Source organism: Klebsiella sp. CN_Kp097 (assembly GCF_040064495.1).
Taxonomy (GTDB): Bacteria; Pseudomonadota; Gammaproteobacteria; order Enterobacterales; family Enterobacteriaceae; genus Klebsiella; species Klebsiella aerogenes.
This window is the reverse complement of the sequence record NZ_JBEAIL010000007.1, coordinates 1-23,185: the sequence shown is the minus strand read 5'-3', so window position 1 is coordinate 23,185 and position 23,185 is coordinate 1. Positions and strand designations below refer to the sequence as shown.

The following is a 23,185-nucleotide window of genomic DNA, read 5'->3' as shown; positions in this document are numbered from 1 at the left end:
AAATAATTAGCGCGTGCAGTTTAACGTCGTAGAGGTCATGCCTCAAATGCTTTACTTGCTCTTACACTAAACCGAACAATTTCCCACTACTTGATGACCGTCCTCTTGCGACTTCATGACACATTGATGAAAGGCTTTGGCAAGATATGCGAAAAATTGCCTGGTTTCCGGATGAGTTATTGATATGTCATTGAAATTGAGTTTTAGCGGCATGCAAGTTTTCTAAATGCATCTACGCTTAAATTTAGAAGGTGTAGTCGCAGAGCACGTTATCCAAATCGCTTCTGTAACCTGGCACGAGGGTTGCTGATAAGTAAAGGATGTCGTTCAGCCTGCTCCTTCCGGGGGCCCCCACTATTCATATGAACGGCTCTCAACCTGTGCTAAAAAACGAAAGGACGGCATGCCATGAATATATTCGATCACTATCGCCAGCGCTATGAAGCTGCCAAGGACGAAGAGTTCACACTGCAGGAGTTTCTTACCATCTGCCGGCAAGATCGCAGTGCTTATGCCAACGCGGCAGAGCGGCTATTGACGGCCATTGGTGAACCAGTCATGGTCGATACGGCCCTGGAGCCGCGGCTGTCCCGCCTCTTTTCAAACCGGGTTGTTGCACGCTATCCGGCGTTTGAAGAGTTCTATGGTATGGAAGATGCCATCGAGCAGATTGTTTCCTATCTGAAACATGCTGCGCAGGGTCTGGAAGAGAAAAAACAGATTCTGTATCTGCTGGGGCCGGTTGGCGGCGGTAAATCCTCGCTGGCGGAACGCCTGAAATCGCTGATGCAAAGGGTGCCAATCTACGTGCTGAGCGCGAATGGCGAACGCAGCCCGGTCAACGATCACCCTCTGTGCCTGTTTAACCCGCAGGAGGACGCGCAGATCCTCAATAAAGAATACGGCATTCCTAACCGTTATCTCGGCACAATTATGTCGCCGTGGGCGGCTAAACGCCTGCACGAGTTCGGCGGTGATATCACTAAATTCCGCGTCGTGAAAGTGTGGCCGTCAATCCTCGAACAGATTGCCATCGCCAAAACGGAACCCGGTGATGAAAATAACCAGGACATTTCGGCGCTGGTGGGGAAAGTGGATATCCGTAAACTGGAACACTATGCGCAAAACGACCCGGATGCCTATGGTTACTCCGGCGCGCTATGCCGCGCCAACCAGGGGATCATGGAATTCGTCGAGATGTTTAAAGCGCCGATTAAAGTATTGCACCCACTGCTGACGGCGACCCAGGAAGGCAACTATAACGGTACCGAGGGTATCTCCGCCCTGCCGTTCAACGGCATTATCCTCGCGCACTCCAACGAATCCGAGTGGGTGACCTTCCGTAATAACAAAAACAACGAGGCGTTCCTTGACCGTGTCTATATCGTCAAAGTGCCTTATTGCCTGCGCATCTCGGAAGAGATCCGTATTTATGAAAAACTGTTGAATAACAGTGAGCTGACCCATGCGCCATGCGCCCCAGGAACGCTTGAAACGCTGTCGCGCTTCTCTATTCTGTCGCGCCTGAAAGAGCCGGAAAACTCGAGCATCTACTCGAAGATGCGCGTCTATGACGGCGAAAGCTTGAAAGATACCGACCCGAAAGCGAAATCCTACCAGGAGTATCGTGATTACGCTGGCGTCGATGAAGGGATGAACGGTCTCTCTACCCGTTTTGCCTTTAAAATTCTCTCAAGGGTGTTTAACTTCGATCATGCCGAAGTGGCGGCCAACCCGGTCCATCTGTTCTACGTACTGGAACAGCAAATCGAACGCGAACAGTTCCCGCAAGAGCAGGCCGAACGTTACCTGGAATTCCTCAAAGGCTATCTGATCCCGAAATACGCCGAATTTATCGGCAAAGAGATCCAAACGGCGTATCTTGAGTCTTATTCCGAATATGGACAGAACATTTTTGACAGATATGTCACTTATGCAGATTTCTGGATTCAGGATCAGGAGTACCGCGATCCGGATACCGGGCAACTGTTCGACCGTGAATCGCTGAATTCGGAACTGGAGAAAATCGAGAAGCCCGCCGGGATCAGCAACCCGAAAGATTTCCGTAATGAAATCGTCAACTTCGTGCTGCGCGCCAGAGCGAATAACAGCGGACGTAATCCGAACTGGACCAGTTATGAAAAACTGCGCACGGTTATTGAGAAGAAAATGTTCTCCAATACCGAGGAGCTGTTGCCGGTCATTTCGTTCAATGCCAAAACGTCTACCGACGAGCAGAAAAAACACGACGACTTCGTCGATCGCATGATGGAAAAAGGCTATACCCGTAAACAGGTACGCCTGCTGTGCGAATGGTACCTGCGGGTACGTAAATCGTCCTGATAGCGACCAACCCGGTAGCTGCGGCTGCCGGGTTTCAGCACCACTGCTCGTATAACGAAAGACATCTACCCTAATCAACATCAGGGTACAGTTGGCAAATGCAGTACAGGAGGGCATATGACCTGGTTCATAGACCGACGCCTGAACGGGAAGAACAAAAGCGCTGTCAATCGTCAGCGCTTTCTGCGCCGTTACAAGGCGCAGATAAAGCAGTCGATCTCCGAAGCCATCAATAAACGTTCGGTGACCGATATCGACAGCGGTGAATCCGTCTCCATTCCGACGGACGATATTAACGAGCCGATGTTTCATCAGGGGCGCGGCGGGCTTCGTAATCGCGTCCATCCCGGCAACGATCACTTTGTGCAGAACGACCGTATTGAACGCCCTCAGGGCGGCGGCGGCGGAGGCGGCGGTGGTCAGGGGCAAGCCAGCGCCGATGGCGAGGGCCAGGATGAATTCGTCTTTCAGATTTCGAAAGATGAATATCTTGACCTGCTGTTTGAAGATCTGGCCCTTCCCAACCTGAAGAAAAACCAGCAACGCCAGTTGAACGAGTTCAAAACCCATCGTGCGGGTTTTACCGCCAACGGCGTGCCGGCCAATATCAGCGTGGTGCGTTCATTGCAGAATTCGCTGGCGCGGCGAACCGCGATGACCGCCGGTAAACGGCGCGAACTGCGGGCGCTGGAAGACGATCTCGATACCATTGCCAAAAGCGAACCAGCGCAGTTGCTGGAAGAGGAGCGGCTACGTAAAGAAATTGCGGAACTACGGGCTAAAATTGAGCGCGTGCCGTTTATCGACACCTTTGATTTACGCTATAAAAACTATGAGAAACGACCGGAGCCTTCAAGTCAGGCGGTGATGTTCTGCCTGATGGATGTTTCTGGTTCAATGGACCAGTCCACCAAAGACATGGCGAAACGTTTTTACATTCTGCTGTATTTGTTCCTCAGCCGGACCTATAAAAACGTTGAAGTGGTCTATATTCGCCACCACACCCAGGCGAAAGAGGTGGATGAACATGAGTTTTTCTACTCCCAGGAAACCGGCGGTACGATTGTTTCAAGCGCCTTGAAGTTGATGGATGAGGTTGTTAAAGCCCGCTATGACCCGGCGCAGTGGAATATTTACGCCGCGCAGGCGTCGGATGGCGATAACTGGGCAGACGACTCGCCGCTGTGTCATGAACTGCTGGCGAAGAAAATATTGCCGGTGGTTCGTTACTACAGCTATATCGAAATCACCCGCCGCGCTCACCAGACTCTGTGGCGCGAATATGAACATCTGCAGGCGACGTTTGAGAATTTTGCTATGCAGCATATTCGCGATCAGGAAGATATTTATCCGGTGTTCCGCGAACTGTTTCATAAACAAGGCGCGACCAGTAATACTTAGCCTCATAAATCAGCCAGATAAATACCCGTTCTGGCTGATTTTTCTGTAACTAAAACACATTAATAGCCAGCCACAGTTCCGTTCATTTACATTTCGATAATTGTCGAATTAATCCTTTACGCATTGGGCCTCTGGACGGCTAAAATAAATCTTGCACTATTTTTTCTACTATGCGTTAATGGCTACGTCGATTTGAAAGACAGAAAGATATTACCCAAGCAGTTACTCACACCTCCAGGCGCTATCGCTGATACCACCTTTCCTGAGTCTCTCCAATAGTATTAAGATTCTTCTGCAAATCAAATCCTGTATGCTTTGATACATTAAAAAAATTGGATAGAAGATGACTAATAAGATTTATGACTTAGTAAAACGGTTAAACGCCGGCTAAATTTGATGCGAACTTCTGATTTACGATAACGATGACGGCTTTGACCTGAGTAGATAAATAAGAAGCATCTCATTCAAATCAACACAAAATGGCATAAATTGATAACATAATCTGTCAGCTATGCTATTTTTAGTAGTAACGCAAAATATTTTTCCGTTTTGCAGTTCAGCCCACCAGAAATTTACATATTCATCTGTGGGTAAGTGACAAAATGTAAAAAAACATAATAATATAAAAGGATAAAATTATGATTAACAATATTCATTTCCGATGCCCGTGCTGCCATGGGTCACAATACAGAACCTCACATTTTGACGTGAGCGAAAAAAACCCCTTCGGCGCGAAATGCATTTTTTGCAAATCCGACATGGTGACTTTTGACAATATCGAATCTATCGATGTTTATCAGCCTGTCATGTCACAACTCGCCGGAAGCAAAATGTTTGCCTCCGCCGCCTCATGAGTGGCCTTTGGCCAGTCCTGCGCACTCTTCAGACACGCGTCATGAAGAGTGCCGCATTTTAGTTAGTCCGCCCTGCCTCATTCTCCGCACCTACACTACCTGTCAGCATAGTTAATCTGACCAGCCGTTCGTTCACCCACGCTCTGGTAGCCTGTTTATCCACTATGATAAAATCAGCTAAACGGGTAAGACGAATCCAAACATCATGAAATTACAGAATAAATTACTGCGACATGTTATTTCCGCAGGCGTTGTGGTGTTGACGTCTTCTTTTCTTGTATACGAATTAATCGCTACCCACCGCGATATGTCAGGCTATATGCGATACATCATAGAAAAAGGAGAATCGACCTTTCTCTATGATAAGTATCAGAATCAACTCATCATCTCTCAGTTTCTGCGTAAGCTGGATACTCCCCCAAACCAAACAGAGGTAGAACAGGTCTGCAATAGCGTACAACACAACGGGGATGTCAGTGGTTTGAATATCGCCGGATATACCTATCACCAGTTGCATGGCACGCTAAGCGCCGCGCATGCCGACTGCGGCAAGTGGCGTGGCGATATTCCTGCACTCCAGGCATTCGATCGCGCGGTTGCCAAAAATGATAGCTGGCAGCCAGAGGTTCCCGCGACGCTCAAATCAGAAAAACGCTTTCGCTATTACATAGACCTGGTAAATAAATACATCTACTTTTATGCGCCCGTCAGAATTAAAAGTAATCCGATACAGAACTGGAATTTTCTTCAGGACAGTAAACTGGGTATTAGCCAGGCCAGCCTTGATGGTTTAGAACAGGGTCGTTCGCTCATCTCGACCGTGTATGTTGATGCGATGACGGGAAAGAATATTTTATCGTTTTTAACGCCAGTGTATTTCAAGGATAAGCTGAAAGGCGTAGTGATGGTCGATGTGACCGCGCAAGAGATTGAGGCCTTGTTATACACCAGCGACCGACCTTTGGTGTGGCGCTATCTGGATATTACCTTGAAGGATTCCGATACCGGCGCGCTCATTGAGGTACATCATAGTAAAACGCACCTGTTGAATTACGCCCATTACACCCATCAGGTAGCAGAAAACTTACGGATAACGCTGTCTCTGGATGTTATGTATTTTCTGCTTAGTTCATGGAAACTCTTCCTGTTTTATTTACTCTCTACCGCCGCATTACTGCATCTGGTGCGGGTTCATTTCCGCCTTTATAACTCGGTATCGAAAGAGAATATCAGCGATACCATGACCGGCCTTTATAATCGTAAAATCCTTACCCCGATGCTGGAGTCGCGCCTGCAACGACTTACCGCGCAAGGGGTTAACGTGGTAACGATGGCCCTTGACTGCGATGGACTGAAAAAGATCAACGATACCTGGGGGCATAACGCCGGCGACGAAGCGATTATTCTACTGGCGCAGGCTATTTCCGCATCCATTCGTAGCAGCGATTATGGCGTGCGCTTAGGAGGCGATGAGTTCTTTCTAATTCTGATCGATTATCCGGAAGCTGAAGCGGAAAATATCCCGGCGAGGATCCGGCAATATCTGGCGATTCATGACCATCAACAGCGCGTCGATTTCTCCTGGGGCGCAGCAAGTCTTGCGCCAGAACAGTCGCTCAGCGAAGCAATGAAAGCTGCCGATGCGCGCCTGTATATGAACAAAAAGCAGAAAAAAAGCCCCGGCATTCGCAGATAAGTTTTCATTACCGCCGCGCGGGGTTAAGCTTTGCCTTTTCTGTAGAGGAACCATCGCAGCATGCAATCGCCAGAGACCGCCGACATACACCAGCAATTATGCCGCCTCCTTGATGAGCAACAGGCCCGCTATCGGGTCATGGAACATGAAGCCGTTGGTAAATGTGAAGCCGTATCTGCAATCCGCGGTACCGCGCTGGGACAGGGCGCCAAAGCGCTGGTCTGTAAAGTGAAAGGTAATGGGGTAAACCAGCACGTGCTGGCTATCCTTGCCGCCGATCAGCAGGCCGATTTATCTCGCCTGGCTCAGCATATCGGCGGCAATAAAGCCTCACTCGCCAGCCCGGCAGAAGTCGATGCCCTTACCGCCTGCGTATTCGGCGCCATTCCGCCGTTTAGCTTCCACCCTAAGCTAAAACTGGTCGCCGACCCGTTGCTGTTCGAACGTTTTACAGAGATAGCCTTTAATGCCGGCCTGCTGGAAAAATCGATCATTATGAATACCGAGGATTATCTGCGTATCGCCCGCCCTGAGCTGGTCGCGTTCCGTCGCGTCATTTAGCGCATCGTCGGTATGCGACAAGGTTCGCGGGCGGCGCTGGTAGCCTTATTTGCAGCAAATAAATTAAAAGCCTGTTTATTCACGCGATTATGCGTAGAGTAAGCAGGTTTTCTTTTTTTATTTTGGCAAGGACCTCTGGCATGTTCGATACAACCCTATTTATTTTGCTGGGGCTGGCGGCACTCGGCTTTATCAGCCATAACACCACTGTCGCTATCTCAATACTGGTGCTCATCATCGTACGGGTGACACCGCTTAACGTTTTCTTCCCCTGGATTGAAAAGCAGGGGCTGAGCATCGGTATCATCATTCTGACCATCGGCGTGATGGCTCCCATCGCCAGCGGAACGTTACCGCCCTCGACGCTGATTCACTCTTTCGTCAACTGGAAGTCACTGCTGGCGATTGCCGTGGGCGTATTCGTCTCGTGGCTTGGCGGACGCGGAGTCGCGCTAATGGGTTCGCAGCCTCAACTGGTCGCCGGGCTGCTGGTGGGTACCGTGCTGGGCGTGGCGCTATTTCGCGGCGTCCCGGTCGGGCCGCTTATCGCCGCCGGTATTATTTCGCTTTTTATCGGAAAGGCTTAGCCAAACTGGCGTGGTAGCGGCCCGGCGTTTGCCCTAACCCTTTTTTGAACATGGTGATAAAGGCGGTTGTTGAATCGTAACCGAGCGTCTGGGCGGTTTGCTGTACCGTCTGTCCGCGCACCAGCATCTGCAGCGCCAGGATCAGCTGAAGCTGGTGCCGCCAGCGGCGAAAGCTAAGCCCGGTCTCCCGCACCACCAGCCGCGCCAGGTTGCGTTCGCTCATAGCGAACGCCGCCGCCCACTGCGAGAGCGTCTGCCAGTGTGCCGGATCGCGGGCCATGGTGTCGGCCATCCGGCGGATCTTCGGATGTCCTGAAACCGGCAATTGCAGATGTTCTTGCGGTTGTTGCGGTAGCTCATCAAATAATACCTGCACCAGGCGCTGCGTAGGCTGCGCGTCAAGCGCGTCCCTGCCGCGTTCCGCAAGGGTCATAATCAACTCTCTCACCAGGGGTGAGATTTTTAACGTGCAGCAATGCTCAGGCATCGGCGCCGCCCCCGGTTCTATGAACAAAAAGCACACCTGTGCCCCTGGCGTTGCGCGATTGCTGTGTGGAAGCAGGCCTGGAACCCACACCGCATACAGCGGCGGCACCATCCACATGGCGTTATCCACTTCGCAGGTTAAAGCGCCGTGCAACGCGAGGATCAGTTGACCTTTGCGGTGCTGATGGCGCGGAATGAACTGCTCGTCGTCCACCACCTGAATGCGAAACGCCAGCGCCGCTTCATGTCCGCTGTCTGGTTCATAGCCGTCTAAACCCAGTCCAATCATCAAATTGTCCGATATTAGCGATAATCTGTCATTTTAGCTTGATTCAAACAACCGTTAAACAGGCTATTGTTACGACCCTGTTTATTAGTCTGAGAACGTTATGAGCCCTGTTTCTTCCTCTGCCAACGGCAACAAACTGCTGCTGATTGTCGGAATTTTATTTATCGCCGCCACGCTACGGGTAACTTTCACCGGTATCGCCCCACTGCTGGATGCAATACGCGCTGAATACCAACTGACGACGGCGCAAACCGGGCTGCTCACGACCCTGCCGCTGCTGGCCTTCGGGCTGGTCTCTCCGCTGGCGGCCGGCGTCGCCCGCCGATTCGGCATAGAGCGTAGCCTGCTGCTGGCGATGGTGATTATTTGCCTCGGGATCGGATTACGTTCGCTCCCCTCAACAGCCTGGCTGTATATTGGTACGGCGCTCATTGGCTGCGGAATCGCGCTGGGCAACGTACTGCTGCCAGGGTTAATTAAGCGTGATTTTTCCGGCCATGTCGCCCGTATGACCGGCGCCTACTCCATTACCATGGGCGCAGCGGCGGCGGCAGGTTCCGCGATGGTGGTGCCGCTGGCGCTGGCGGGTTTTGGCTGGCGCGGCGCACTGCTGCTACTGATGGTTTTCCCGCTGTTGGCGCTATTACTCTGGCTGCCGCAGGCGCGCCGCCAGGCTACCACGCCGATGACCGGATCGGGTGCCGCGCACAATCGGGGGATCTGGCGTTCAGCGCTGGCGTGGCAGGTCACGCTGTTCCTTGGGATTAACTCACTGGTCTATTACGTTATCGTCGGTTGGCTGCCCGCAATCCTGCAGAGTATGGGCTACAGCGAAGCGCAGGCTGGCTCTCTGCATGGCCTGTTGCAGTTGGCAACCGCCGCGCCGGGCCTGGCCATCCCGCTGGTACTCCATCGCCTGAAAGATCAGCGCGGCATCGCCGTTCTGGTAGCCTTAATGTGCGTAGTAAGCACGCTGGGATTATGGTTACTGCCCGGTCAGGCGGTGATCTGGACATTGATTTTTGGCTTCGGATCCGGCGCCACCATGATCCTTGGCCTGACGTTTATTGGTCTACGCGCCAGCTCAGCGCATCAGGCCGCGGCCCTCTCCGGCATGGCGCAGACTATTGGTTATCTGCTGGCTGCCTGCGGACCGCCGCTCATCGGTAAAATCCATGATGCTTACGGCGACTGGCATATACCGTTAATCATCGTCGCACTCATCGCAGTGGTCATGGCGCTGTTCGGCGCCCTTGCCGGAAGGGCGCGCGAAATTCATTAATCACAAGAGTCGGCAGCCAGGGCTGCCGATTTTTTATTGCCGGGCCGCGTGCAGGAAAGCCTGTACCAGCGGCGCCGGACGCCCTTCCAGCGCGTTGCGCTCGTGCTGGAACAGCGTGGCGACGAAGAACGGATGGGTAGTTAACTCCACGGCGCGGATCTCGCCGTTCTCATCCCAACCGGTCACCCGCAGCGCGCCCTGCTCCAGTTCATGGGCAAAGCTTTCGGCAATGCCGTAGTTACAATGATATCCCTCTTCAATGCTGTCACGGCCATAAGCGCGGGCAATCAGCGTGTTCGCGCGCAGCTCGATAGCGTCTGATTTTTCAACCAGCGAACAGCTTAATGGCGCAATGACCATTCGCCCTTCGCTATCGGTTTCGGCGTGCGCCGCATCCTGCCATCCCATAACATTACGGGCGTATTCGATAATCGCGTGCTGGAAGCCGCCGCAGGTACCGAGGAACGGAATGCTATTTTCGCGGGCGTAGCGAATGGCGATAAATGCGCCCTCGGCGTTTTTATACGGGCTGGCGGGAACCACCCAGATGGCGTCATAATCGGTGAGCCGGTCTGCGCTGGTAATCTCGCTGGTGGCTATCCAGTCATAACTCACCGGTTGTTCCAGAACCGCGGCAGCGTCATCGATAGCCAGCGGAATCGCCTTATGGGCAATCACATCAGGGTTATAATCGCCAACAAGGGCAATGCGCAAAGGGGTGTTCATAGCAGAATCCTTATGTCTGAGGATTATCGGGCAACACAAGGAACCTCAGATTAGCGATATCATTCGCGGAACACAATGGTTATTTAGCGGCACGCTGCACGGGCAAGCCGCCAGATAGACATAACGAGGGGAGAATAATGATGATTCAATGTAAACGCGTTTATGACCCTACAGAGGCCAGCGATGGTTACCGCGTGCTGGTCGATCGCCTGTGGCCACGCGGAATAAAAAAAGAGGATTTGCATTATGACGAATGGTGTAAAACCCTGACGCCTTCCAGCGATTTACGCAAGGCTCTTCACGGAGAAGCGATTGACTTCTCTCACTTCCGCCAGCAGTACCGCGAAGAGCTTGAAACCCATCGCGATGAAGGGCTACGGCTCGCCAAATTGGCCAATCAGCAACCCTTAACGCTGCTCTACGCGGCCAAAGATACGCAACAAAACCATGCGCTGGTGCTGGCGGAGTGGCTGAAAAGCTTAATCTAACGGCGGCGAATTATTTCTTCGCCGGATGATCGCGCCGCCACAGTTCCCATTCATCGAGCGTTTCACCACTGGGAAGTTTACAGTCGGTGCGCACGCCCTGAGGTGTCTGGACCGGAACCTGCTTACCGCCCTTCTGGTCGCAATAGACGGCGGCCGGATTGGCCATACCGATCGAATTTGGCGGCGGTGGCGCATCAGGCTGTTGTGACTGAGCGCAGCCCGCTAGCATCAGCGGCAACATCATTACTATCCACTTCATAATTACTCCTGTTTTATTCAAAGCGACCTTTCGCCCTGAATCTCCACGGTTTCTCCATTTTAACTACACTTTTGCCCTTTAGAGTAGCGCTCGTTCTCGAATTGACCAGAGAACAGATCATTCCATAATCAATGAGTTTTGCCCCATCGCCCCCGATGGGGCTTTTTTTTACCGTCGCGATAGCAGATATCCCCCTGCTAAATGTGATACATTCGTTATAAATATGTTTGTTATTAGCTGTTCGCTGCGCCAGCTCGCAGTGCTGCGCTAACCTCCGGGGGCCGTTTCATTCATGTCAGATTTCATTCTTGCCCGCGTCTCACAGACGCTTGCTACCGAACGAACGCTCGAAACGTTGGTGCGACAACTGCTGGAAATGCTGGAACTGGTGACTCGTATGGAGTCCACATACCTGACGCGGATTGATTTAGAAGCGCAGCGCCAGTTAGTCATGTATGCCCACAACAGCAGCGAAATGCAGATCCCGGAAGGTTTTTCCGTTCCCTGGGACGAGTCGCTTTGCAAACGCGCAATCGATGATAACTGTATATTTTGCAACGAGGTTGGCCAACGCTGGCGGTCCTGCACCGCCGCGCAGGAACTCGGGATCGCCACGTTCTTTAGTATTCCCGTCCATCTTGCCGATGGTTCGTTATATGGTACGTTGTGCGCCACAAGCCGCGTCAAACAGCCCTATAATCTGGAAGGCGAGCAGGTAATGACATTGTTCGCCGGCCTGATCTCCCATTACGTGGAGAAAGAGACGCTGGTTCAGCAACTGCGTAGCGCAAATGCGGCGCTGGAGATGCACTCCAATACCGATGAACTGACCGGTCTGGCCAACCGCCGCGCGTTGTTTAAACATCTTAAAACGCTGTTTACCCAAGCTCGCGCCCAGCAGCGCAGGCTCCTGCTTATTTTTATCGACCTCGACGATTTTAAAGCGATTAACGATAAACTGGGCCACCCCTGCGGCGACAGTTTTCTCATCCAGATAGGTGAACGATTAAGTGCCAACGTACGTAACGAAGATACCGTTGGCCGCCTCGGCGGCGATGAGTTTTTAATCATTGGCCCGGCACTTGAATCCCCTGAGCAGGAAGCGTTTATTGTCCACCTGCGCCAGCAGCTTACCGGGCGTTACCGCCTGGCCGGATACGGTATAGAATACCCTGGCGCCAGCTTTGGGGTCATCGATGTCGATCCGCAGAATATGGACGTTGAACAGGCGCTACGCGCAGCGGATGAGGCTATGTACCACGACAAAAACGCACGCCGCATGCTGACCATTTTCGATATCGACCAGAAAGCATAACTTTCCAGTATGATAGATAACATTACGTTAAGAGACAGGAACTAAGCATGAAATTGGGTATTCTTTTTCCGGTGGTGATTTTCATTGTCGCCGTGGTCTTTCTGGGCTGGTTTTTTGTTGGCGGCTATGCGGCGCCAGGGGGGGCATGATGAAAAAGACAACCATCATTATGATTATTGTCGCCATCGTGGTGGTCGCCGGCACCGAATTGGGCTGGTGGTAATCTCAAATTTTCCCGCGGCCCCGGTATTGCGGAGTTGTCTTATCTACTCAATAAGTTAAGACGATACACTCATTTCATCAGCCGCTTCGCTGTGTTTATGCAGCAAAGCGGGCATTAACTGGAGAAGTGAGTAATGAAAAAACCGATGGTGTTACCGTTGATTATTGCGCTGTGCACGCTGTTATCGGGATGTATCGTGGATGATGGTTATCATCATCGACACCACCACCACCATCATCATGATCGTGGCTGGTGACAGATAGGATCATTCAAAAAGGCGAACAAGAGTTCGCCTTTTTTGCATTTAGTCCTGACGGTCAGAACCTAAAAACAGAAAGCCCAGCGGGATAGCAAATAACACGGTGAACACGGTACTGTAAACCATCACCATCGCCCCCTGCAGGAAGAACATCGAGGTTGTCCACTCCGAGTACGGCATGTTGTACTCGCTCACCACGCCACCGAACGTTGCGCGGCCCACGACGGCAAGCGCAATGGCAAAAACTGTCGCCATCGACAACAGAAACTTCTTGCCGTTTTTATTACTGAGGATTTTTTGCAGAATCATCCGGGTTCCCTTCTCTGTGAGCGATAATCGGCTGTATATGTAACACCAATGCAATAAAAATTGAAGGGTTTTTGTTACAACACAGCGATTATCGCTGGCAGATCGTTTCCGGGATCAGGACTGCAGCGTCGCCAGGCGGGCGGCAAAACCCACAAAGACCAGACCGATAAGGCTGTTGCCCAATTTCGCCAGTTTCTTTTTGGTTTTCACATAGCGCGTCACAAACGAGCCAGAAAGGATAAGGAAGCTCATGTAGACAAAGCTAATGATCTCCAGCGTCAGCGCCAGGATAAAGAACGCGATGCCCGGCGATGTCGCATTAACGTCAATGAACTGGACGAAAAAAGAGACATAGAAAAGAATCGCTTTCGGGTTAGTCAGGCTCAGGGTTAACGAGCGTTTGAGGATGGCGCTCCCCGGCTCAGCATCGGCGGCATCATGCCCCTCGCGCTGTTTAAATACCGAGTAGAGCATTTTGGCGCCCAGCCAAAGCAGATAAATCGCGCCAAGATAGCGCACAATATTAAACAGCACCGGGGTCGTTTTGATAAGCGTCGCAACGCCAGCAAAAGCCAGGAACATCAGAACCGCATCGCCGATAAACACGCCAGCGGCGGCAAGGTATCCTTTCTTCACGCCGTGCGCGATACCGGTTTTCAGTACAAAAAAAGTATTGGGACCTGGTACGAGAATGATAAAAATAGCCCCGACCAGGTAGGTCAGATAATTCAAAACACCAAACTCAGCGAACACGCTGCACTCCTTCGCTTTCAACAAAAAGTATGATCCGGCTCACGTTAACGCAACTGCGGTCATTTTGAAAGCGTGGAGCGCAAGTGTTGTACTAATATACCGAGGTTTCGCCAAGCGGGCGGGTTTTGAACCGGCGATGCACCCACAGGTATTGCTCTGGTGCACGCAGGATTTCTCGTTCGATGACCTTGTTGATATAACTGGCGGCAATCTGTTTATCTTCGCCGGGGTAATCATTCATCACTTCACTGATGTGCAGGCTGTAACCTTTTCGATCCAGCTTGCGCACCATACTGATACTCAGCATTTTCGAACCGGAGAGGCGCGACAGCACCCAGGTACCATTAGTCGTCGCCGCCTGTGGAACCGAGAAGAACGGCGCAAATACGCTGCCCTTCGGGCCATAATCCTGATCCGGCGCAAACCACACGGCTTCACCGGACTTCAGCGCATGCACCAGCCCGGAAAGATTACGGCGATCGATCATCGCTTTATTCGAGCGCAGGCGAGCGCGAGTCTGCACCCACTCCATAAGCGGGCTGTTGTGCGGGCGATACGTCGCCATCATCGGACGACACAAGCCCATTGCTCGGCCGCCCAACTCCAGTGACATAAAGTGGATGCCAACAACCATCACGCCTTTATCGGCGCTGAGCGCATTATTCAGATTGGCGATGCCTTCGACGTCAAACCACTTCTTAACGCGTTCATCGCTCCAGAACCACGCCATACCCGTTTCGATAAGCCCCATGCCGAGAGACATAAAGTTCTCTTCCAGTAGCTTTTCACGAGCCGCGCTGGACATCTCCGGGAAGCACAGCTCAATGTTACGCCGGGCGATATGTTCCCGACGCTTCAGGAAGCGACGCGATAGCCGCCCTGCGCTGGTGCCGAGCGTATGTAAAACGGGATAAGGTAGTTGGACGATTAACCAAAGAATGGCCAGGCCAAACCAGGTCACCCAATAGCGGGGAAGCAGTAGATTCTTTTTAAAGGCGCAAGACATGGTTTTTCCTGTAAACATTAAAATATAGGGTAACGCTTAAGGAAAAAACGAGTCCCTTCATCTGTCATTAGGCGATACAACGAGTAAGACAATAGTAATCCTGGTAAATTCACGGCAGCAAGAAAAAATTACACTTAACGCTAAAATACATAATAGATACACAGATGTTACAAAATGTAAAGTAAAAATGGAGTCCGTTCATTCATATTTACGCTGATAATCATTTTCGCGCTAATGATTTTTTTCGATATAGGAATGAACTTAAACTGCTATCTGGCGATTTTACAAACACAACTTCACGCAGGCCACTGTTGACGCCCCCTCCCGGCACATCACAGCCCGAACTCAAACGGTCAACAAACATTCAAGCATCGAATTCATTCACTAAAAATCATCACTGTAGATAATAATATTTACAGGATGCACTGACTCATTAAAATTTTAGTTATTGTGAAATATAAATAAGAACAGGATTATTTATGCTTACTGATGAATACTGACAAAAGTATATAATTGAGACTAATAGTCACGTTTGCAATAATATAAATTATGCCATAACTGTTATTTTTCGCCCTTTTCAGGCAATAAAACTCCATGACCAATGCCTCCTCGCCAAATAGAGGCGAACAAAACATGAGAGCCGATTTGCACATGCTCCAACCCGCCCTTACAGCGCCGCGAAAGGTGATGTAAAAGCAATCAGTTCTCATCACAGGTAGATATGAATCAAACTGTGAAGAGATTCATCACGCTATTACCACAATGAAAGCGACTATGTGAGCTAAAATGAGTTGTTCACATAAGTGGGTGGCGTTTGAGTCTGGCGTCGATTCACTTGTCAGGCGCCTGGGGGATTTGATCGTGCTTGCCGGCGCCACAGGATTAACGGCAACAGCGGATTGCATGGACGGAGAGAAAAATGCGTATTGCCTTAAAGTCGGCTTTAATGCTGGTCACGCGCGTCATTAACGCTATCAACCCAAGGCTGGATCTGCATCTACAGCGCACGGCGCTGATAAGCTACAAATTATCGCTGGCGTTGGATCTTCCTGCGCCGCAACAAAAAACCATCTTTCTGGCTGCGCTGCTACATGATATCGGCGTGCTTGGCGATAAGCGGCGCATTGATTCGCTAAACGCAATAGACAACCTTTATGACCCGCATCAAATCCGTGGCGTACAGATGCTTGCCGGGCTGGATACTTTTACCCCTATCAGCCCTATTATTGGCGATCACCACTTCAGCCCAAGCCGCAAAGGCAATCTGGAGCAGCATATCGTCTATTTCGCGGACTGTTTTGAGCGTCTACTCCCTTCGCAAGGCGTCGTTGCCCCGGACCAACAAAGTGCTCTCATCGCCCGCTTTGTCGCTGACTATCGCGACATCGATCCTCCACTTTGCGATAGACTATGCGAACTGGCGCAACACCCTACCTTCTGGCGCCATATGCAAGCAGAGCATATTCAGCGGTTGCTGGAGATCGTCGGGCCGATTAATGACGTATATATTGACATCGATGGTCTAAAAGATATTTGTTTGTTGATCGCCAAAATTGTCGATACCTACAGTAGTTTCACCGCCAGCCACAGCATCATGGTTGGCGAAATTTCTTATGCCCTCGCCGTCTATATGCATCTGCCGCCGCCGGTGTGCCGCAAAATTGAAATTGCCGGCTATTTGCATGATATCGGCAAAATATATATTCCACTGGCGATCCTCGAAAAACAGGCTGAACTTAGCGATGACGAAGCACAATTGATCCGCGAGCATAGCTATATGACCGGTGAAATATTACGAGATTTCACCGATCTGGCGGAAATCATCGATTGGGCCGCTAACCATCATGAGAAACTCGATGGCAGTGGCTACCCGCTGAATTTAAATCATCGTTATTTACAACTTCCGGACAGAATTATCGCCGTTGCGGATATCTTTACCGCGCTCGTTGAGGATCGCCCGTATCGGCTCGGTATGCCATATCAGGAGGCGTTACAACTTATAGAAGCTGATGTTATAAATGGCGCTCTGGATAACGATGTGTATCTTGTATTGCGCCAGCATGCCCAGGCGCTACATCACCTCGTCACCCGCATACCGCGCGTCTGAACCTTCCGGTTGGCTACGGGGCTCTATAATAAAAATACCCATTTCTCGTTCATCTGCCTGCAAGGAAATACCCGGTGAGAATCGCCACCATGACTAACTGGGCCTACGGGATCACCGTAGGGCTGACCATTGCATCCGGTATGGCGATGCTAATCGCTTCCGGCGCCGATCGCGCTGAACGCCAGGCTGTACAACAACGGGATACGTTCGTTCGTCTCGCCGATGAGGTAGAACGCGACGCGTGGGAGCTTTCGGATCTCGTGCGACTGTATGTCATCGAAAAACAACCGGAGACGCTGCAACAGTATCGTCAGCAGGTCCAAACGCTCGAATCAATTGAAAACCGATTGCTTAAACTAAAAGATGTTGGCGCCAGCCAGCAGGAGCTGGCGCTGTTGCACGATGGTCTGCGTATTGCCGATGAATTACAAGATGAACAGCAGACCGCCATCGATCGCGTCGCTCGTGGCGAAGAGAAAGAGGCGATTTTGCAGGTTTACGGTAAGCCTTATGAGCAGGAGCTGGAGCGGGTGCAAACGCAAATCGATCATTTCCGCCTGCTGCTGGAAGGGCGAACAAACAACGCCATGCAGCAAGCGACTGAAAAATCGCGCCTCTGGCGGACGCTTTCGGAAGCGATGGTTGGCCTGACCGCCTTGATGTTTTTATTTGTTCTCGGCTTTATTCTCAAACGCCGGGTGCTCACCCCTGTGGTACGACTCAGCGATGTGGTACAACGTCTGGCATCGCAGGATTATGCCGTCGAACCACCACACTTCAAACAGATCGATGAAATTGGCGATATGGCGCAGGCGATCCGCATCTTTCGCGAAAATGGCCTTGCCCGCCAGCGCCTTGAACAACAACGCGATGCCGACTGGGCCGTTCGTGACCTGCTGGCGCGCATGACTCAACGCTTGCAGGGATGTGAGTCATTTGAGGATGTGGTGAAGGTCGCTGAACTTTTCGCCCCCAATATCGCGCCGGGCGTTCCTGGCCGACTGTATATTCTTGATACCGATCCCTGGCAAATGCGCTGCGTCGCGCAGTGGCTTTCGCCGCCGGACGAGGCGGCCGTGTTTTATCCCGATAAGTGCTGGGCAGTACGTCGAGGCCTGAGCCATCCGCCGGTTAACGGCGAACCGGACATCGCCTGCTATCATCTGCCGCAAGAATGCAACGAGCAATCATTGTGCGTTCCACTTATCGCGCAGGGTGAAGCCATTGGCCTGCTCTCTTTTCGTAATGTCACTAGTGAGACAGCCCCCTCTCGCGCTTATCTTGAACTCATGGCGGAAGCGTTGGGCCTGGCGCTATCCAACCAGCGTCTGCGCAATGCTCTGCTGGAAAAAGCGTTGTTTGATTCTCTGACCGGGTTGCGAAACCGCCATCATCTTGAGGAAGCGCTGCATACGCAGATGAATCTGGCGGTGCGCAACAACAGCCCGCTGAGCTGCCTGATGATCGATATCGATCACTTTAAGGCGGTTAACGATAATTACGGCCATGAGGCGGGCGATCTGGTGATTAAAAACGTCGCGGCGATCATCCAGCGCGCGGTACGCGATCTTGGCATGGCATTCCGCTATGGCGGCGAAGAGTTTTTGGTGCTGCTTTCCGGCAGCGATGAGGCCAGCGCAGAAGCCTGCGCGACTGAAATTTACAATAATGTGAGAAGTATGACTTTACGCTGCGGGCTGACGGATATAGGCCAGGTGAATGTGTCTATCGGTATTGCCAGCTATCCGCAACACGCGCAAAGCGACAGCCTGCTACGTGCCGCAGATGCCGCGTTGTATCGAGCGAAAGAGCTGGGACGCTCGCGAATTATCCGCTTTGATATGCTGAAATCGGCATAACATGTCACCCCAAACGGGAGTGTATCGGCTCCCGTTTGGCACATTACACCGATTTGTCCACCCGGGTATCATTTCCCGACGTCAGGATGCGCACCTTATCTCCCTTGTTGAAGATAAGCCGACCGTCGTATCCCTGTAGCACCTGTATCACTTGACTGCTACTGGTTTTGATTAACAGTTCAACCTGCTGAGCGCCCTGCTGCCGATCCTGGTGATAGCGAGAGGCGCCAGCTCCGGCCAGAGCGCCTGCGGCGGTCATCGCCGTCTGGCCTTTTCCGTTGCCGAACTGATGGCCGACCACGCCGCCCAGCGTTCCTGCCGCGAGCGTACGAAGCGGCTGGCGCTGATGCGGAGTGCTAATAATATGGCTTTCCTGTACGACGCCATAATCAACCAACGTTTTAGTCCCGGCGACGCCGGCCTGGCTAAACAACGCGGCCATTCCCAGCGCAATAAAGAGAAACTTCTTCATGATGACACCCTTGTCTTTTCATTGAGGAAAGTCACTATCAATGCTCCGCCGGACAGCGGAGCATTAGGACATTGCTTAGTTGAGAGCCTGCTGCAGATCTTTTTTTACCTGCTCGCGCTGTTCAGCCGTCAGCACCTGATTAATGCCGAAGTAATATTTCACGCGGTAATAACGCGTCTGCTGATCCAATTGCGCAAAAGCGGCTAGCTGCTGTTTTACTTTCGCATCGTCCCATTTACCGGACTGAATCACACCAACCAGAGCACCATCCTGGTAACCACCAATTTTGATATTTTTGAGATTTGTTTCCAGCTCCTGACGCAGGGCCTGAATTTTGCTGACCTGATCGTTGCTCAGCTTGAGATGTTGTACCACCGGGTCCTGGGATAACGGCGGCACTTCGGCTGTCGTCGCGGCCTGAGCGGCAACGGAAAGACCCGCAGCCATCACTACGGCGGCTAGGGTGTTACGCAAGAAAGTATTCACAATAAATTGTCCTTAATACGCTTTATAAAGAGTGCGGATTATTACCGCCGGAATATGATCCATCTGTAACTAAGCGTTAAATTTAAATCTGGACAAATTTACAATAGATTTTATTTAATAGATAAAATAGCTGAGATGTCAGCAGCCAATCTTTTTTTAACTACACTTATTGCTAAATTTGATGCATATTCTCTTCGCTTCATCAGGAACCTCTTATGCCACCACGTAGCGCCAGCGATCTGTACGCCGAAATGAAAAATATGTCAGTAGAAGAGCGTATTCGCTTTTTCTCGCTTTCGCTTGCGGAAATGCATCGTGAGCTGCAAGAGAGCATCAGCGAGATTGAGTCGATGCAGCGAGCGCTGGCCGAAAGCGAGGAGAACCATCGACAGCTGGTTGAGACTGCACAGGATGCGGTGATTACCATCAATCATGCTGGGGTGGTGATTAACTGGAACCAGGCCGCGGAAAGAATGTTCGGCTGGTCCGCAGGGGAGGCTATCGGCAACAACCTGGGCGAGATGATCGTGCCGGAAGAGTTTCGCGAGCAGCATGCGCGTGGTTTAATGCGCTTTCAGGCGGCTCAGCCGTCGAATATCCTTAATCGCACCATCGAAATTACCGCCCTGCATCGAACTAAAGGCAAATTCCCTATCGAACTGTCGATCTGGCCGCATCAGCAATCAGGCAAGCAGATTTTCTCCGCGTTTATTAGAGATATCACCGACCGTAAACAGCGGGAGCAGGTGGTCTGGTTGCACGCCAACTTCGACGCGCTGACCGGATTACCAAACCGCAGGCTGTTGGTTAATCGCCTGGAGCTGGCGATTACTCAGGCCATCGCCAATGAGACAGAAGTGGCGCTGCTCTTTATCGATCTCGACCGCTTTAAGCCAGTGAATGACGTTTACGGCCACGCCGTGGGTGACGAACTGCTGCGGCTGGTGGCGTTTCGTCTACAAAGCGTTTTACGAGAAGGTGATACGGTGGCCCGCCTCGGTGGCGATGAGTTTATCGCCCTGCTCCCTGGTTTAAAAGCAAACGATCCGCTCCCCCGACAAACGGCGGAAAAAATCAGCAATGCGCTGACTCAGTCATTTTTGATCCACGAGCATGTTATTACGATTTCCGGCAGCATCGGCATTGCGCTTTTCCCTCACGATGCCGCGGATGCCGATACATTGCTGAACAGTGCGGATAAAGCGATGTACAGTAGTAAGAAGGCGACGCCGCGAGAGAGGTAAGTGAGATTAGACAGCCGTTCAACGGCAAAATACAGGACCTGGAAATGCAGCGGGTTGCTGATACGATCGGTGTAGATCTCCTCTTTTTCTCCCCATACGCCCGTCTTCTCTGACCACACTATCTCGCCCTGTAATGACGTCAGGCGGACCGGCGCGCCGTTCGGGTCACAATGATAGTGCCAGCTCTCCTTCCTGCCCGCTTCCTGCGTCAGCAGAGCCAGCGGCTGAAAACTTCCCGGATAGTACACGTACTCGCGCATACTGCTGAACAGCGTTTCCTGCGCTTTCTGCCGCTGCAGCCGGCTGCCGGTATCAAAAATGCTCTGTGCCGCCAGCGGTTCGCGGGTGATAGTGACCGTTTCCCCCGCCAGCGCGTCGCCCTGCCAGTAGAACCAGCGCGTCTCTTCCGCCGTCTGCTTGATATATTATTATGAATTCTGTCGTAGCATTTTCTGGGAAAAGCCTGTTTCAACAATACGAAACATTTTTATCAGAGTAACTTTCCATGTATAATATCTATTTAATTAATTAACTCAATTAAAACTATTGATGGAAAAGCATTTACCAAAGTACTCAATCCCAGAACGGCAAATTAGAGCCTTCTTCACAAAAGATTTTATCCGTGTCTATCAGGCATATTCCGATGAAATAGCTGATAGTGCGATTAAAAACAATACTTTCGTTTCTCCCCCATTTAGCCTGACTAGAATGACATGGATTAAGCCATCATTTTTATGGATGATGTATCGCTCTGGCTGGGGGAAAAAAGACAGCAATCAGACGAGAATATTAGCTATAGACTTGAGTCATGACGCATTCCAAAAAATTCTTCATTTAGGGGTGCCAAGTGATTATCATTCAGCATCAACCTTTCAAAATAAAGAAGAATGGCAAGATAAAATAAAGAATTCAGATATTATATTTCAGTGGGATCCTGAGAGAGATATTCATCTAAATAAACTTAATTACCGTACAATACAAATTGGAATTCGAAACCAAGCAGTCATTAATTTTTGTAATGAATGGATTGTTAATCTACATGATATCACCCATCAGGTACAGGAGATTCACAACCTCGTCTCTTTAGGCGATTTTTGCAAGGCGAAAACGCTTATCCCTACAGAAAAAACATATCATTTCCAACTTTAAATTAGTTTTAAATATTTTTCTAAATCGCCTGTAATGGACAGGCGACTTTAAACACCCATTAGCTCAACTAATTTTACTTAATTGTTTCATTGCGCTTTTTTTTATTTTTTCATTTTCTACCATAGCCAATCTTTCCAATTTTTCGATTGAGTTTTTATTTTTTATTTTGGCTAGCGCCCTAATACATTTATCTGCCAGAACATAATCCTCATCATAGTCTCTATAATTTAGTTCTAACAACGCCGCTTGATATAAGTATTCAACACTAGTCTCACTATGATAGTAATTTAGAATCGTTGCTAAATCCTCATGTTTTTTATGCCAATCAGCTATTATCAATTCATTCAATAAATCTATGCACTTAAAATCATAATTAATAAGAGCTGACAAATATAAAAAAACATCAACTAATTCAGCATCTCTATTTTGACGAGCTAATTCAAGTTCATAGCATATGTTAAGTTCACCGTAAAATGCATTGAAATCATTATAAAATTTTGAGATATCAATTTCTCTTTTCATTAAAGAGACAATTAATTGTTTTTTATCAATTTTCATATGCTATTAATTTAACCTCTCGAATCGCTGAATCCCTTGATTGAATATATCTAATGCCTTACCTTTACCTAATCCAATATTAATCTGTTCCCCTTCAGCTTTAAAGAATGCACTTGTCTCCTTCCATCCCTTCCCTACATCTGGCATGTCCGGATAAGTAATACTGGTAAGTACTGCTGAATCTTTAACCCCAATTGATTTTAGTTCTGATAATGCATCGTTTTTAAGGTAAAACCTCACTAAAACTCCATCGTAATTCTCAGAGAATGCTCTTCTTGGTGAAATGAATGTTTCAGATGTTCCTCTTAATTTACCTGTAGTGCGTAAATACTCGAAATCTTCATGACTCATTGAACGATAAAATTTTGTTGTTCCACCACATGACTTAGCTAATCCCCACGGATCCACCCATCCCAGCGGGTTCGGCGCATACTGATAAACATTCAGCCCGCCGGCTAATCCAATCGGATCCT

25 protein-coding genes and 2 pseudogenes are annotated in these 23,185 nt (G+C 50.3%); 16 read left to right on the top strand and 11 right to left on the bottom strand.

Translation table 11 applies throughout. The features are described 5' to 3' along the window. Window positions 1-408 precede the first annotated feature (408 nt). From yeaG to ABLV07_RS10330, 6 genes are all read left to right on the top strand, one after another. Complete coding sequence (gene yeaG / locus ABLV07_RS10355; RefSeq protein ID WP_015366145.1) at window positions 409-2,343, top strand: protein kinase YeaG; 1,935 nt, start codon at window positions 409-411, stop codon at window positions 2,341-2,343. A 117-nt stretch (window positions 2,344-2,460) separates the two neighbouring features. Beyond that, the gene (locus tag ABLV07_RS10350; protein ID WP_015366144.1) at window positions 2,461-3,744 is read left to right on the top strand and encodes a YeaH/YhbH family protein; all 1,284 of its coding nucleotides are present in this window, start codon (window positions 2,461-2,463) and stop codon (window positions 3,742-3,744) included. Window positions 3,745-4,382: 638 nt separating this feature from the next. Further along, window positions 4,383-4,598, top strand: coding sequence for a hypothetical protein (locus tag ABLV07_RS10345; protein WP_041165555.1), 216 nt, complete (start codon window positions 4,383-4,385; stop codon window positions 4,596-4,598). A gap of 205 nt (window positions 4,599-4,803) precedes the next feature. Beyond that, window positions 4,804-6,294, top strand: coding sequence for a diguanylate cyclase DgcJ (gene dgcJ / locus ABLV07_RS10340; protein ID WP_110915952.1), 1,491 nt, complete (start codon window positions 4,804-4,806; stop codon window positions 6,292-6,294). A gap of 60 nt (window positions 6,295-6,354) precedes the next feature. Next, on the top strand, window positions 6,355-6,855 hold the full coding sequence (locus ABLV07_RS10335; RefSeq protein WP_015366141.1) for a YbaK/prolyl-tRNA synthetase associated domain-containing protein: 501 nt from the start codon (window positions 6,355-6,357) through the stop codon (window positions 6,853-6,855). 140 nt (window positions 6,856-6,995) lie between these two features. After that, entirely contained in the window at window positions 6,996-7,442 is a 447-nt protein-coding gene (locus tag ABLV07_RS10330) for a DUF441 domain-containing protein (protein WP_015366140.1), read from the top strand. Here ABLV07_RS10330 and ABLV07_RS10325 read toward each other — a convergent pair. After that, window positions 7,426-8,220: a helix-turn-helix transcriptional regulator gene (locus ABLV07_RS10325; protein ID WP_162378684.1), complete on the bottom strand. Its 795-nt coding sequence runs from the start codon at window positions 8,218-8,220 to the stop codon at window positions 7,426-7,428. The genes ABLV07_RS10330 and ABLV07_RS10325 overlap by 17 nt on opposite strands. 97 nt (window positions 8,221-8,317) lie before the next feature. Here ABLV07_RS10325 and ABLV07_RS10320 point away from each other — a divergent pair, with 97 nt between their 5' ends. After that, the gene (locus tag ABLV07_RS10320; protein ID WP_048231018.1) at window positions 8,318-9,499 is read left to right on the top strand and encodes a CynX/NimT family MFS transporter; all 1,182 of its coding nucleotides are present in this window, start codon (window positions 8,318-8,320) and stop codon (window positions 9,497-9,499) included. 33 nt (window positions 9,500-9,532) lie between these two features. On the opposite strand, the gene ABLV07_RS10315 is transcribed toward ABLV07_RS10320, so the two are convergent. Beyond that, window positions 9,533-10,225: a CTP synthase gene (locus ABLV07_RS10315; protein WP_032711865.1), complete on the bottom strand. Its 693-nt coding sequence runs from the start codon at window positions 10,223-10,225 to the stop codon at window positions 9,533-9,535. A gap of 140 nt (window positions 10,226-10,365) precedes the next feature. On the opposite strand from ABLV07_RS10315, the gene ABLV07_RS10310 reads away from it, so the two are divergent. After that, a complete protein-coding gene (locus ABLV07_RS10310; RefSeq protein WP_015705791.1) occupies window positions 10,366-10,713 on the top strand; it encodes a DUF488 domain-containing protein in 348 nt (115 codons plus the stop codon). Between the two features lie 10 nt (window positions 10,714-10,723). Here the strand turns inward: ABLV07_RS10310 and ABLV07_RS10305 are convergent, their stop codons facing one another. Then, entirely contained in the window at window positions 10,724-10,972 is a 249-nt protein-coding gene (locus ABLV07_RS10305) for a DUF333 domain-containing protein (protein ID WP_015366135.1), read from the bottom strand. A 292-nt stretch (window positions 10,973-11,264) separates the two neighbouring features. Between ABLV07_RS10305 and ABLV07_RS10300 the strand changes: the two genes are divergently transcribed. The 4 genes from ABLV07_RS10300 (at window position 11,265) to ABLV07_RS10285 (ending at window position 12,766) form a co-directional block, all read left to right on the top strand. Next, window positions 11,265-12,287, top strand: a complete 1,023-nt coding sequence (locus ABLV07_RS10300; RefSeq protein WP_020078531.1) for a sensor domain-containing diguanylate cyclase — start codon at window positions 11,265-11,267, stop codon at window positions 12,285-12,287. A gap of 47 nt (window positions 12,288-12,334) precedes the next feature. Continuing rightward, window positions 12,335-12,436, top strand: coding sequence for a YoaK family small membrane protein (locus tag ABLV07_RS10295; protein ID WP_015705794.1), 102 nt, complete (start codon window positions 12,335-12,337; stop codon window positions 12,434-12,436). Next, window positions 12,436-12,510 carry a protein YoaJ gene (gene yoaJ / locus ABLV07_RS10290; RefSeq protein WP_100279139.1) on the top strand — a complete coding sequence of 25 codons (75 nt, stop codon included), beginning with the start codon at window positions 12,436-12,438 and terminating at the stop codon, window positions 12,508-12,510. The genes ABLV07_RS10295 and yoaJ overlap by 1 nt, the downstream gene beginning before the upstream one ends. 133 nt (window positions 12,511-12,643) lie before the next feature. Further along, entirely contained in the window at window positions 12,644-12,766 is a 123-nt protein-coding gene (locus tag ABLV07_RS10285; RefSeq protein ID WP_015366133.1) for a hypothetical protein, read from the top strand. A 48-nt stretch (window positions 12,767-12,814) separates the two neighbouring features. Here ABLV07_RS10285 and ABLV07_RS10280 read toward each other — a convergent pair whose 3' ends face one another. The 3 genes from ABLV07_RS10280 to lpxP all read right to left on the bottom strand — a co-directional run bounded on the left by ABLV07_RS10280 (window position 12,815) and on the right by lpxP (window position 14,837). Further along, on the bottom strand, window positions 12,815-13,078 hold the full coding sequence (locus tag ABLV07_RS10280) for a DUF2534 family protein (RefSeq protein ID WP_015366132.1): 264 nt from the start codon (window positions 13,076-13,078) through the stop codon (window positions 12,815-12,817). Window positions 13,079-13,192: 114 nt separating this feature from the next. Further along, window positions 13,193-13,831: a leucine efflux protein LeuE gene (leuE, locus tag ABLV07_RS10275; protein WP_015705795.1), complete on the bottom strand. Its 639-nt coding sequence runs from the start codon at window positions 13,829-13,831 to the stop codon at window positions 13,193-13,195. A 91-nt stretch (window positions 13,832-13,922) separates the two neighbouring features. Continuing rightward, window positions 13,923-14,837, bottom strand: coding sequence for a kdo(2)-lipid IV(A) palmitoleoyltransferase (gene lpxP / locus ABLV07_RS10270; protein WP_015366130.1), 915 nt, complete (start codon window positions 14,835-14,837; stop codon window positions 13,923-13,925). A gap of 919 nt (window positions 14,838-15,756) precedes the next feature. Here lpxP and ABLV07_RS10265 point away from each other — a divergent pair. Next, window positions 15,757-16,944, top strand: a complete 1,188-nt coding sequence (locus ABLV07_RS10265) for an HD domain-containing phosphohydrolase (RefSeq protein WP_032711871.1) — start codon at window positions 15,757-15,759, stop codon at window positions 16,942-16,944. Between the two features lie 74 nt (window positions 16,945-17,018). After that, a complete protein-coding gene (locus ABLV07_RS10260; RefSeq protein ID WP_046883173.1) occupies window positions 17,019-18,803 on the top strand; it encodes a diguanylate cyclase in 1,785 nt (594 codons plus the stop codon). A 43-nt stretch (window positions 18,804-18,846) separates the two neighbouring features. Here ABLV07_RS10260 and ABLV07_RS10255 read toward each other — a convergent pair whose 3' ends face one another. Beyond that, window positions 18,847-19,275, bottom strand: a complete 429-nt coding sequence (locus ABLV07_RS10255) for a glycine zipper 2TM domain-containing protein (RefSeq protein WP_348853359.1) — start codon at window positions 19,273-19,275, stop codon at window positions 18,847-18,849. A 75-nt stretch (window positions 19,276-19,350) separates the two neighbouring features. Further along, a complete protein-coding gene (locus ABLV07_RS10250; RefSeq protein ID WP_080957142.1) occupies window positions 19,351-19,761 on the bottom strand; it encodes a hypothetical protein in 411 nt (136 codons plus the stop codon). 215 nt (window positions 19,762-19,976) lie between these two features. Here ABLV07_RS10250 and ABLV07_RS10245 point away from each other — a divergent pair, with 215 nt between their 5' ends. After that, on the top strand, window positions 19,977-21,005 hold the full coding sequence (locus ABLV07_RS10245) for a diguanylate cyclase (protein ID WP_046883172.1): 1,029 nt from the start codon (window positions 19,977-19,979) through the stop codon (window positions 21,003-21,005). Between the two features lie 26 nt (window positions 21,006-21,031). On the opposite strand, the pseudogene ABLV07_RS10240 reads toward ABLV07_RS10245, so the two are convergent. Further along, window positions 21,032-21,424, bottom strand: a pseudogene (locus tag ABLV07_RS10240) (RHS domain-containing protein); the annotation flags it as partial. Between the two features lie 130 nt (window positions 21,425-21,554). On the opposite strand from ABLV07_RS10240, the gene ABLV07_RS10235 reads away from it, so the two are divergent. Beyond that, window positions 21,555-22,154 carry a DUF4291 domain-containing protein gene (locus tag ABLV07_RS10235; RefSeq protein WP_015705801.1) on the top strand — a complete coding sequence of 200 codons (600 nt, stop codon included), beginning with the start codon at window positions 21,555-21,557 and terminating at the stop codon, window positions 22,152-22,154. A gap of 63 nt (window positions 22,155-22,217) precedes the next feature. Here ABLV07_RS10235 and ABLV07_RS10230 read toward each other — a convergent pair whose 3' ends face one another. Both ABLV07_RS10230 and ABLV07_RS10225 read right to left on the bottom strand, forming a co-directional pair. Then, on the bottom strand, window positions 22,218-22,712 hold the full coding sequence (locus ABLV07_RS10230; protein ID WP_015705802.1) for a hypothetical protein: 495 nt from the start codon (window positions 22,710-22,712) through the stop codon (window positions 22,218-22,220). 6 nt (window positions 22,713-22,718) lie between these two features. Next, a pseudogene (locus ABLV07_RS10225) lies at window positions 22,719-23,185 on the bottom strand (type IV secretion protein Rhs); the annotation flags it as partial.